The organism is Saprospira grandis str. Lewin, from assembly GCF_000250635.1.
GTDB lineage: Bacteria > Bacteroidota > Bacteroidia > Chitinophagales > Saprospiraceae > Saprospira > Saprospira grandis.
The window spans coordinates 276818-288987 of the sequence record NC_016940.1 but is presented as its reverse complement, the minus strand read 5'-3'; the positions used below and the strand labels follow the sequence as shown (position 1 = coordinate 288987).

The window sequence follows — 12170 nt, the reverse complement described above, 5'->3', positions numbered from 1 at the left end:
ATCGCTAGGCCAAAAGGCTCGCTTCGCTCTCCTTTTTTGCACAACCTTAGTTTTTTCTCTGGGCTTTTTTCTTCGGCCCTTAAATACCCCTTTCAAATAGCGGCTTTCAATTAGCGATTGGGTTAAAAAACAAGGACAAAAATTTTTTTTGGGAAAAAACTGGCCTAATGGCGATGAATAATTTTCTACCACAATTTTTTCTGCGACATTTCATGGGCCGATGGTTTTTACCATCGGCTCATTTTTTTGGATGTAGAACGGCCCTCCTTTTTGCTGTGGGTTTTAACCCAGAGGTCTAGAAAACCGTCAAGAAAACACCCCTTTCAAATAGCGGCTTTCAATTAGCGATTGGGTTAAAAAACAAGGACAAAAATTTTTTTTGGAAAAAACTGCGGTGGTCTGTAGGTTGAAACCTACAGCCAGGCAACAAAAAGGCATTTCATTTTAAATGGAGGTTTAAAAACCTCCATAAAAAAACAGGGATGAAAATTTCTCTTGGGGAAAATCAATGGACCAAAAATCATCATGTTCAAAGCGGCAGAGGATTTTAATCCTCTCCGCACTATAGATGTAGAATGGAATTGTTGTATGGCTGTGGGTTTCAACCCACAGATTCAAAAAAAACAACCCCCAAACCACAACCGCAAAAAAAATCCCCTCGAATGAGGGGATGACAATTTTTTCCTTAGCCTAGGGCCTTGGCCCTGGGGTTCCTATGAAATTTATGGGGCAGAAATAATAGCAATTGTTTTTACCCCTGAATTTTTAGTATGGAATTATTTTACGGCCATGGGCTAAAGCCCATGGTTGATTGTCTATGCAAATTGGCGGGCTAAAGCCCTTGTTTGCTGGAAAATGGGAAAGGTTTTTAGTTTAATTTTCATGGGCCGATGGTTTTAACCATCGGCTCATTTTTTTGGATGTAGAATGTCTTCCCTTTTTGCTGTGGGTTTTAACCCACAGGTCCAAAAAAACTTCAAAAAACAACCCCTAAACCACAACCGCAAAAAAAATCCCCTCGAATGAGGGGATGATAATTTTTTAGCTAGCCTAGGGCCTTGGCCCTGGGGTTCCTATATATTTTAAGAACATATAATGTTTTCAATCCAATTCCAAATATCATTTTGATCCTTAAATCCTTTTTTTACTAGCTCAAAAATAGTAAGGTTCCCCTCTCCTGAAGGGGCTGAAAAAGACTGGTTAATACAATAGGCAGGAATGTTTAGTTCTTTGAAATCTTCCAATATGAATTCATGTTCATTTATAGAAGCTAAGTTTTGTGAAGGTTTTGGAAATATGACTCTATTTTCGAATATTTGACCTTCTGGTATAGAAATACTTAGTTGTTTACCTGTGAGGTTGGATATTTTTAATGCGACACTGTGAGAACTACCATCAGAATTGAAATCTAAAGAGTCAATTCTTACTTTATTTGTTTCTACTAGCTTTAAAAGGGAATTAGGCGCTGTAATTTTTCTATAGTTAAGTAACTCGGGGGATAAAAGTTGGGCTGAGCTGTTAGCAGTGTCTTCAACGTACTGTAAACTAGATTGAATGATTACATTAAATCCACCTATTCGTTTTGCTTCTAGATTATCTGTGTTAATCTTTTTTAAATCATCATCTATTTGTGCTAAATAATCTTTTTGTATTTCTAAATCGATAGGTACCTGTTGTGTTGCATCAACTGTGAATGTTGGCGGAGTAAACTTACGCTTAGCATTTTTTAGCTCTCTGATAAGAGTTCGTACTTTCATTTCACCAATATAGGCTTCGTTAGACCAACTAAAAATACCATATCGACTAAAGTGCTCTAGAAAAGCATCTAATTTTCCAGTGGTTATAAAATCAGGGTTTTCTAGTTTGTTAAGAGCTTCATTAAATTCAAACTCATCTTCATCATCTGAGTAATAATCAATAAAACGCTTTTTCCCATCAGTCTTTAACCAATAATACATTATAGTATATCTATGCATAATGTACTGTAATTCTTTCTGATTCGTGAAACTCATATAATTTTTTTAAAGGTAACAAATTCCCCTACTCCATAAACCGCCCAACAAATCCCTCCAACTCTTCTCTTATGCCCTGGGCAATTTTATTTCGCTCTAATAATTTAGGTTTTTCTTTTCGGCTGGCGAGTAATTGATCGCTAGAGGGCATTTTCTGGCTATACAAATAGTTTTTGACCAGCTGCTCAAATTTTTCTTGGTCCAAATCATATTGCTGACAAATCGCCTGAAAACTAGCGGCTTGCTCCTTGCGCATAAATTCTTCAAAGGCATCGGGAATATCATCGGCCTCTTCGATCTTTGGCAGGTTGTCCCGAATAAATTTCTCAATTAAATCTTTTTTGCTGCGCAAACTGACTTCTGCCTGCAACTGCTGAAGCAGCCGCTCAATGGCCAAGCTTCTTTTTTCTGCCGAAGCTGAAGCAGCCTTTTGCAAAAGCTGCAAAATATAAACGACATTGATTTCATCGCGCTGAATCAATTCCAACTCAAAATCAACCTCTTCTAAAACAGAAGTTTTATTGAGCTTCCGATTTTGCCGAACTTTTTCATAGAGGTCCAAATATTTCGATTTATAATCCGCAAACTCCTGCTCTTGCATGGCCGTTTGCTCCAAATCAAAATCGACAAAGGCCGAAAGCATGTTCTGCAAACGAATTAACTCCCGAAAACCCTGCACAAAAGCCAGCTCTTCCTCTTCCGAAGGTAAAAAATCTACCGAATCTACAGTCGGAACCAATTTTTTTAAGGCCATGACCTTCTCGTCAAATTTTTCTCGCTGTTCTTCATAACTGGGACTATAAGCCAGCTCCGGAGCGTCTTTGTCCGAATATAAAAGAAGCGCATCATCGGTGGCCTGCTTTAAGTTGCGAAAACAAACAATATTTCCTTGCGATTTTTCACTGCCCATCAAACGATTGGTCCGAGAAAAAGCCTGAATCAAACCATGATAGCGCAAATTTTTATCTACATATAAGGTATTGAGCCGCGGACTGTCAAATCCAGTCAAAAACATATTGACCACCAATAAAATATCGATTTGCCCATCGCGCAGCCGTTTTGCAATGTCTTTATAATAATTGTCAAAAGATTGACTGCTCTGGCTGTTGTAGTTCGCATTAAAACTCGCATTATAATCCATCATCGCTTCTTCTAAACGATCTCGACTATGCCCCCGATAAGTATAGCCATCCTGAGTTTCATCCTGTCCTTCAGGCGATTCATTGCTCCCATAACTAAAAATGCAAGCAATATTTAAGTCATGCGCGCCCTCGGCTTTTTTTCGCTTGAAAATTTCATAGTACTTATTTAAAACGGGAATGCTGGGCAGACAAAAAATGGCATTGTACTTTTTATTTTTGGTTTTAATGGGGTGGTACTTAATAATATAGTCGACAATTTTTTCCAAGCGATATTCATGCTCTAGCAATTCTTGGCGATCAATATCCTCTACTTCAATGTCGATTTCATTGGCCGTGGCCGTTTTTTTATAGCGCCCCACATATTCCACCAAAAAACGAAGCACATTTTCATCTCGAATAGCATCCGTGATGATGTATCTATGCAAACATTCATCAAAAAGATTTTTTGTGCTTTGTTTGCCCCATTTGGTATCCATAGCGTTTTTTGCCTGAATGGGCGTGCCGGTAAAGCCAAAAAGCTGCACCTTTTTAAAAAAGTCCTTGATTCGGCGATGACTTTCTCCAAATTGCGAACGATGGCACTCATCAAAAATGAAAACCATTTCTTCCTCTTGTAAGGGCAGGAGTTGTTCTCGCTTATTTTTTTTATGAATGACGGAATTTAGCTTCTGAATGGTCGTAACAATCAATTTGTCTCGGCCCAAAAAACGTTGAATCAGTTGCTTGCTATTTTCTGTAGCCGACACACAATCTTTAGAAAAACTATCAAACTCTTTGATCGTCTGATAATCTAAATCTTTGCGATCCACAACAAAAACAACTTTTTTCACTTTGGGCAGCTCTTGCAAAAGTTGGCTGCTTTTAAAAGAAGTCAATGTTTTTCCCGAGCCTGTTGTATGCCAAATATATCCATTGCCCCCATTATTTTTCACTCGATTTACAATAGCTTCTGTAGCATGGCACTGATAAGGTCGCATCACTAAAATGCGCTTATTTGCTTCGGAGAGCACCATATAGCGGCTAATCATTTTAAAAAGCTGAGGCGGAGCCAAAAAATGCTGCGCAAATTCTTCTAAGCGACTAATTTTCTGGTTTTCTTTATTGGCCCAATAAAAGGTCTGCTTAAAATTGAGCTCGCCTGTTTTGTTGTTCGCAAAATATTTAGTGTTTACGCCATTCGAAATCACAAAAAGTTGTGTGTAAGAGAACAAAGCTTGGCCCATCAAAAAAGATTGATGGCTATAACGATGAATCTGATTAAAGGCTTCTTTCATCTCGATGCCTCGCCGTTTTAATTCAATATGCAGCAAGGGCAGCCCATTGATCAAAATATTCAGGTCATAAATATTTTTATAGCGTCCATCCATCCGCATTTGTCGAATCAATTGGAATTTATTTTCCGCCCAATTTTTTTGATCCCACAAACTCAAATAGATCGTTTCTTGATCATCTTTTTGTAATTCCAGTTTTTTGGCCCGCAAGCGTTTTGAGCGCTCAAAAATACTTCCCTGATTCAATTGCAGGAGCAAACGTTGCATTTCTGTTTCCGACAAAGAAATTCCATTGAGGCGCTCCAATTGCCGCTTAAAATTGGCTACTAAATCACTTTCTTCCTTAATGGGCAGATATTCATAGCCCAAGCCAATTAGTTGCTCTACCAATTCATTCTCTAGTATTTGTTCTGTTTGCGTCGTCATTTGTTTTTTTATTAGATTTTTTTGGGGCCTCCGCTGCGGCTTCGCCTTGCGGCGCTACGGTCCGCAGCTCGCTGTTCGCTCGGCCCTGCGCAAAAAAACAAGTTTTTTGCTTGGTCTGCGGCTTCGCCGCACTGCTCCCCATCGCTAGGCCAAGGACCGCTAAGCAAAATAGATTGCTTTTTGGCTTGGGGCTTATCTTTTGCTTGTTTAAAAGTAAAGAAAAAAAGGAAGGTATAAAAAAAAGAGATTTGTTTTCTATGCTATAGTCCTTAAGCCCTAAAAATGAAAGCTAATTATTTTTTTGGACCAAAAAAAGGGCGGCAAAAAACAAGTCGTTTTTTGCCGCCCTCACTAATTGAAAGCTGCTAATTGAAAGGGGAGGAGCAGCCCCAAAAATAGTTGGAGCTAAAAAATGCATTAGTGCTCTATAAACTAAAGTTTTTTGACTCAAAAAGCTAATAATTTAGTGCTCAAGCTATAAAAACTAAATATTATTAGGTTGATAACTTGCATATACAAAAGTTTATCTATAACTTTATCTAACAACAAAAACGAAAGACTATGCAGCTCGACCAAAAACTTCAGGACTATAAGCTAAGCAAAAAGATGCTCAAGGCGTTTTACGGCATTTCTTATCCTACTTTGCGCAAGCGTTTGCGGGCGGCGGGTTTGGAGGAGTTTATTGGCCGCAGAAAATTTTTGTTTGCAGAGTTTCTCCTCATTTTTAAGGCTTTGGGCCAACCTCAAGAAATTATGCAGGAGCTGCAAGAATTGGCCTATTTATATGAGCAACTTTTGGCGCTGGGCCTATTGCAGGGACAATCTCAAAAAGAGTTGCCCCAAAAAGCAAATATAAAAGAGGAGGCGATGAATAACTTTAGTTTATCGGCTTATGAGGGACCGCTAGCCCTGCTCAATAAATTTATTGGCCTTTATTACCGTCTATATTTAGTTGGCCTAGCTGCTTTATATCCTAATGCAGAGGAAGAGGGCCAAAAAACATTGGCCATGGCCGCCTAAATAACTGGCAGGCAAAAAAAAATTATTTTTTTTGGGCTTTGATGCAATTATTTTGTTTAGACATCAGTTATATACTTAAGTCGCAACGAAAAATGATTTTCAGTTTGTAGCTGACCCATACTACAGACTATTATTTTTGCTCTACTATATAACATATACCACTATTTTAAAGCAGAAAATATTGGCCATTAACATAAAAAATAAATTTTTTTGGCTTTTGATGCAATTATTTTGTTGAGGCCTCAGTTATATACTTGAATCGCAACGAAAAACGATTTTTAGTTTGTAGATGGCCCAGAGCTGTGTTTATCGCACAGCATTATTTTGGCCCCACTATATAACGTATAATACATTTAGAAAAAGTTCTTATTGAATTATGTAGTAATCCCCATAGCGAGAGCTACAATTATTTTACCTTTAAACCTATAAAATTATGGTTTATGACTTTTCTGTCATCACGACTACTGATGAGTGTGATGAATTGGAAGCCCAGCTTCAAACCGAATTGGATGCTGTAAACTATCGTTTGCAGGGCCGCATTTTGCGCCGCGAAAAAAACAGCGACAAGGCCGTCAACCTCAAAGTAGATGAGCAAAGCTTGTTGAACGAGCAGCAAATGTTGGATAACTTTCTGCCTACGCTTCAGGCGGGTACTCCCCAGCATGAAGAAATGAGCGACCGCAAAACCACTGTAGATTATCGCCTCTTTAAAGTGCGCGACCAGATGGAGCGCTTTGGTCCTGTTGCCCAACTTATGTTGGATAGCAATATTGATCAGCTCAGCCGCAGTCAAACTTCTTTGCAAGATATGATTGCTCAAGTGCAAGCGCATCGCCTTACGCTCTAGTCCATTTCTTACTGATTTACTGCTGAGGTAGTAATTTTAAAAGCAGCCCGAAAGGGCTGCTTTTTTTTTGGCCAAAAAATATTTTTCAATTAGTGGCTTTCAAATAAGAAGTGGGGGAGAATTTTAGGGGGTTTTTCTGCTGTTTTTTTTGTTGGGGGGCTAAATCTAGATACTTTTTAGTAAAGAGATGTGCATGTAGTTATTTTTTTATTTATATTAGAAATAAAAAATGAGTTTAAAGATTAAATTTTTACCTGCAGGTGGAGGTGATAGTATTTTTATTGAGCACAAATTTAATGGAGCAAAAATCCATATTTTGTTAGATGGAGGGAGCTTAAAAACTTATAGAGGGGGTATAAAGCCAATTTTGAAAGGATTTTCAGAAACTGATAAGTTAGATTTGGTTATTGTCACTCATCTTCATAATGATCATACTGGAGGAATTAAAGGCATGTTAGAGGATGAAAATTTTGATATTTCTTTGATAAAAGAATTCTGGATGAACAATTCAGATAAAATTTTGCTTAGTCCAAATGAAAATAAAGACTACATGGGGCGTAAACAATATTTAAATATTCAAGATAAGCTTGGAAAGCATAATATAAAACCAAAAACAATTATAGCAGGTCACCACTATACAATTGGAGATTTAACTATTGATGTAATCTCGCCATCCCAAGAGCAGCAAGATATTGTCGCTGATGAGATTTATAAATGGGAAAGAGGCGCTGGATACTCATCTAATAAAAAAAGTAGGGATCATAATAAAAAAATAGACGACTTTGATTTGAGTGCTTTTGAACCTGCAAACTTTAAAGAAGACAATTCAATTTGGAACAAAAGCAGTATAGCTTTTCTATTATCTTATAAAGAAATAAAGTTTTTATTTACTGCTGATGCAGTGCCATCACAACTTATATCTGGGTTGCAAACACTTTTAGAAAGAGCTGATGCCAAAATCGATTTAGAATTATTAAAAGTTTCTCATCATGCTTCTCAGCATAACACCTCAAATGAATTCCTAAAAATGATAAATACAAATAAGTTTATTATTTGTACTAATGGTATTTTACAAGAATTACCAGATAAGAAAACTATAGCAGGAATTGTAAAATCACCTTATCGAGAAGGTATTGAAAAAAAGAAAATTGATATTTTCTTTACAGAGGATACAAAGTATTTAAGAAAAATATTAGACGTTGATCCGGAAAGCGTTCAGGATGATCACAATTTTAAGCTTCATTTCCCTGAAAATGGGGAAGTAATATGTTTTGAGTATGATTAAACAAGAGCAAATATTTAAGATTTTCTGTAATGAAATAAGTGGAACAGCATTCGTTCATGAGTCGATAGCAAATGAGGGATATATTTATGTCGTTACCTGTAAGCACTGTTTAGTAGGGAAAGATTTTAGTGAGGATCTTCCTTCTGAGATAATATTAGAAAGTTACGATGGTAAAAAAACGAAATTATCTCCCAAAAATATATTGCTATATTCGTCAGAAAAAGGGGGGGGAGAGAAAGATATAGCAATATGTTTATTGGAAAAAAAGAATATTAACTTTGATTTTGGATTGCTTGACTTAATAAAGTGGTGTAGTAGTAAAGTGGCTAGCCTATTCGAGACCATAGAAACAAAAGGATACCCTGCAGCATTTAAGGATAGCAAAAATAGTTCTATTGATTATGTAGAATTAAAGTATATAGATGTCGGTGCAGAAAATATCTTATGTAGAAGGCTGACATCTTCAAGCCCTAGTGATAGTGGTCACGTTGACCAATCAGGTCGGCTTTCTCAAGGGTTTTCAGGAAGCCCTTGTTTTATAGCAATAAAAGAAGAAAATGCTTTAGTCGGATGCTTTTCTATTTTCGAGGATTTTGAACGAGTTGGAATTGTTCCTATTACTTTAGTCAATCAACTTTTAATTGATAATGGATTAAACGCAGAACCTATTTGGAGTTTAGACCATCTTTTTTTCATTGAAGAGGGGATGAAAAAAAATTTAATATTTAGGTCTTTAAGTGCTTGGTCAAACTTTAATATTATTGCATATGAGGATAATTCTTTGTTGAAAGAACTCAGGGATAAAATTTTACAGACATTAGCAGAGAATAGATATCCTAGAGTTGTAGGTTTGTCAGGACTAGGTAAAACGCGTCTTGTTTTTGAATCTTTGAAAGCTAGAATAGATACCCCAAAAGACAATATTGTTTATTTTGATGTGGAAGGCGATAGCTATAATGCTCCAAAAGCTCAAAACTTAATGGTGCTAGTGGCTGAGGCAACTAAGAACAACTTAGACATCACCCTTGTTTTAGACAACTGTGAGCCCGATCTTCACAAGAAAATTGCTGAAACAATAAGGGGGGGGAGCATTAAATTGCTGACTATTAACAACGAGGCAGTAAAATCTGATATTGATCCTGAAGTCTGTACTCCTATTGAAATGAAACCAGAGATTAATGAGGGAATTTTGAAAGAGATATTAAGAAGTAATCTACAAAAGCACAATCTTCCTGAAGATATCATTAGAAAGTATATAGATTGTGCCGATAATTTCCCTTTAATGGGATTGAAAATAATAGAATCCTGTAACAGAGATGAAGGGGAAGTTAATAGAGAGGTGTTAATTGATAATGAAGTTCAGAGAAAAATAATTTTTGGAAACGATAAAGAAAACAAAGAAGAATTAAAAGTTCTACAGGCAATAGCGCTTTTTGATAAAGTTCTATACGTATCAAGATCTATAGAAGAATTTTTGCCTGTAAACGAAATAGAAGAACTAGAAAAAGTAGGTGTTTATATTGCAGAAGAACTATGTGGAGTAACATATGACTCTTTTCAAAAAACTTGTGACAAATACTTAAAGAAAGGGCTATTAGAAGCAAAGGGTAGATATATCTATCTAAAACCCTTGCCTTTAGCTTTGAAATTAGCAGTTAGATGGTGGAGGGATGCTAGAAATGCTAAAGTAAAGTCAAGGTTTCTGGAATTTCAAAAAATAAAAGATTTAGGCTTACAAGCTGCACAGAGATTAGAGGATTTAAGTAATCTAAAGAACTCAAAATTACTTGTTAAAGAATTATGGGGACCGGGTTGTCCTTTTTCTAAAGCGGAATTTTTAAATACTTACATGGGCTCACGTCTATTCCGCTCTATTTGTGTTGTGAACCCAGAAGTAGCAGTGGAAGCCTTATGGGACAATTATAGAAATTATACCATTGATCAACTATTAGAAATTCAAGAAGGAAGAAGAAACTTAGTTTGGGCTTTGGAAAAACTCTGTTACAGAAAGACTAGCTTTCCTAAAGCTGCAAAGTTAATGTTGATGTTTGCTGTGGCAGAAAATGAGCGCATAGGTAATAATGCTACGGGACAGTTTAAGTCATTATTTAAAGTTTTTTTAGCAGGAACCGAAACTCCTTTAGCCAATCGATTAGCTATTATAAATTGGGGGATTGAGAAAAGCCAAGATTTTAGAAAAATATGTTTAGAAGCTTGTAGTTCTGCTTTAGAGACTATCCGTTTTACTAGAATGCTAGGAGCAGAGAAACAGGGAAGCAAGATTTTAGTAGACCATAAACCATCAATAGAAGAAATAAATGATTACTGGGCTTCTATTTTAGAGATACTAAAAATAGAAATAGACAAGAAAGAAGAGCCCTACTCAGCTATTGCTCTAGATATTGTTGAGCATAGAGTTTTATATCTATTAGTCCCATATTTTTTACCCATGCCTTATCCACCAGAAAGGATAAAAAAATATATTTTAGATCTTTATTCTTTTAATAATGGAAATTGGCTGTCAATGTATGAGGAAATTCAGAGGGTTAGTACATTTAAGGATATACCAAGCGAATCAAGGATAGTAATAGATGACTTACTTGTAGAACTAGCACCCCAAACATTTGAGTTAATGCTAGTAAATACTGTGGTTAGGCCAACCTGGCGAGGCAGAGTTTTAGATGAAAAAAATAATAAAGTAAGTGAAAATGAAATTTTGATTGATGAGTTAATTGATGAAATAGAGAAAAAAAATATCGACCTAAGTCCATACATAGATTTACTATTCGTTGGGGAACAGCGATATACCTACTACTTTGCTAGTAAGTTGGCTAAGACTAAAATTTATGCGGGGGATAATAATTTTCTAAAAAAAATTATAGATAAGTTTATTGAAATAGAGGATGAGAGTAAGAACCCTATTTTTTGGTTAAATTTTATTAGAAATCAAAATGATATAGATTTTAAAAGGTCAGCCTATTATTCAGTACTAAAAAATGACAAAATAAATATCTATGCATCTAACCTTTTACCCTGGCTGCTGCCTCCTTGTAAGGAGGATGTAAGCGCTTTATTAGAAGTTGTGCGTAAAAATCCTTCGTTAGTTGATAGTTTGGAGGCATTAACCTACGCAAGATTTTTATCTAAGCTTAATAAAGATGATGTCAAATGGCTCATCTATGAAATAGACTCACTGGGAGATAAAGGAAATAAATTAGCGATTCAGTTTTTAGGAACGCTTTGCTACAACAATTCAGAAAATTGGGGGTACTACAAAGAAGACTTACTAAAATTATTGATGAAGAGCGACTATCTATTAACAGTTGATGGACCTCAAGACCTCAGTCGCATGAATTTTATTGATAACTCTATTAAACTCTTAGAAGAATCCTCTCAGTTAGCTTTTGCGTTAAAGCTAACCAAGGACATATTAGTAGTGTGTAGTGGCCAATCGATAGGGCAAGAGGATGATTTAAGAATGTTATTAAAGGTATTGTTGAAGGAGTATTTTAATGATGTTTGGCCTTTATTAGCTGATAGCCTTTTGGGAAAAGATTTTCGACAAAAATTTAATATTAAAAACTTATTACATAAAACAAGTATTTTTTACTGTGATAGTTTTTTGTTTGACGACCGCTCGAATTACGCTGAAATACTAAATTGGTGCACTAAAAATCAACCCAAAGCTCCACTTATAATAGTAGGTATTCTGCCAATCTTTCAAAAAGATAATTCAGTAACTTGGCATGAGTTTACAATGTCTATAATTGATGAATTTGGAACTCAAGAAGGCGTTTTAGAGGCACTTGCGGCAAGAATGGAAACATTTTCTAGTTCAGGTTCAATGGTGCCTTTAATGGAGGATCGAAAAAAAATATCAGCAAAATTACTTGATCACCGAATTCCTGAGGTGCAAGAATGGGCTAAAGGACGGGTGGAATATTATGAAAAAAGGATAAAAGAAGAGCAAATCCGTGATGAAGAGCGAAATTTACGTCGTTAGATTTTCTACCACTTAGAAGTGGTGAAAAAAGGATAGGCTATTAGGCGATGAACGGATTTTTCCACCACAATTTTTTCCACCACATTTTATGGGCCGATGGTTTCCACCATCGGCTCATTTTTTTGGATGTAGAACGGCCCTCTTTGTTGCTGTGGGTTTTAACC

General features: G+C 36.2%; 7 protein-coding genes. 5 read left to right on the top strand and 2 right to left on the bottom strand.

Translation table 11 applies throughout. The annotated features are described in order from the left end of the window. Positions 1 to 525: 525 nt before the first annotated feature. Positions 526 to 666 (top strand): hypothetical protein, encoded by a 141-nt coding sequence (locus SGRA_RS23710; protein WP_014373284.1) that lies wholly within the window; start codon positions 526 to 528, stop codon positions 664 to 666. Positions 667 to 1082: 416 nt separating this feature from the next. Here the strand turns inward: SGRA_RS23710 and SGRA_RS01245 are convergent, their stop codons facing one another. Together SGRA_RS01245 and SGRA_RS01240 are read right to left on the bottom strand one after the other, a co-directional pair. Next, complete coding sequence (locus SGRA_RS01245) at positions 1083 to 2012, bottom strand: hypothetical protein (protein ID WP_014373283.1); 930 nt, start codon at positions 2010 to 2012, stop codon at positions 1083 to 1085. A gap of 28 nt (positions 2013 to 2040) precedes the next feature. Continuing rightward, positions 2041 to 4851: a type I restriction endonuclease subunit R gene (locus SGRA_RS01240; RefSeq protein ID WP_014373282.1), complete on the bottom strand. Its 2811-nt coding sequence runs from the start codon at positions 4849 to 4851 to the stop codon at positions 2041 to 2043. Positions 4852 to 5412: 561 nt separating this feature from the next. Between SGRA_RS01240 and SGRA_RS01235 the strand changes: the two genes are divergently transcribed. The 4 genes from SGRA_RS01235 (at position 5413) to SGRA_RS01220 (ending at position 12006) form a co-directional block, all read left to right on the top strand. Then, the gene (locus SGRA_RS01235; protein ID WP_014373278.1) at positions 5413 to 5871 is read left to right on the top strand and encodes a hypothetical protein; all 459 of its coding nucleotides are present in this window, start codon (positions 5413 to 5415) and stop codon (positions 5869 to 5871) included. A gap of 433 nt (positions 5872 to 6304) precedes the next feature. Continuing rightward, positions 6305 to 6718, top strand: a complete 414-nt coding sequence (locus tag SGRA_RS01230) for a hypothetical protein (RefSeq protein ID WP_014373277.1) — start codon at positions 6305 to 6307, stop codon at positions 6716 to 6718. 229 nt (positions 6719 to 6947) lie between these two features. Continuing rightward, positions 6948 to 8003 carry a ComEC/Rec2 family competence protein gene (locus SGRA_RS01225; protein WP_014373276.1) on the top strand — a complete coding sequence of 352 codons (1056 nt, stop codon included), beginning with the start codon at positions 6948 to 6950 and terminating at the stop codon, positions 8001 to 8003. After that, positions 7996 to 12006 (top strand): hypothetical protein, encoded by a 4011-nt coding sequence (locus SGRA_RS01220; protein WP_014373275.1) that lies wholly within the window; start codon positions 7996 to 7998, stop codon positions 12004 to 12006. The genes SGRA_RS01225 and SGRA_RS01220 overlap by 8 nt, the downstream gene beginning before the upstream one ends. The last annotated feature ends 164 nt before the right edge of the window (positions 12007 to 12170 follow it).

Bases quoted from the DNA above. Each gene is read 5' to 3' on its own strand.
- SGRA_RS01230 (WP_014373277.1), top strand. From the start codon at position 6,305: ATGGTTTATGACTTTTCTGTCATCACGACTACTGATGAGTGTGATGAA.
- SGRA_RS23710 (WP_014373284.1), top strand. From the start codon at position 526: ATGTTCAAAGCGGCAGAGGATTTTAATCCTCTCCGCACTATAGATGTA.
- SGRA_RS01220 (WP_014373275.1), top strand. From the start codon at position 7,996: ATGATTAAACAAGAGCAAATATTTAAGATTTTCTGTAATGAAATAAGT.
- SGRA_RS01245 (WP_014373283.1), bottom strand. From the start codon at position 2,012: ATGAGTTTCACGAATCAGAAAGAATTACAGTACATTATGCATAGATAT.
- SGRA_RS01235 (WP_014373278.1), top strand. From the start codon at position 5,413: ATGCAGCTCGACCAAAAACTTCAGGACTATAAGCTAAGCAAAAAGATG.
- SGRA_RS01225 (WP_014373276.1), top strand. From the start codon at position 6,948: ATGAGTTTAAAGATTAAATTTTTACCTGCAGGTGGAGGTGATAGTATT.
- SGRA_RS01240 (WP_014373282.1), bottom strand. From the start codon at position 4,851: ATGACGACGCAAACAGAACAAATACTAGAGAATGAATTGGTAGAGCAA.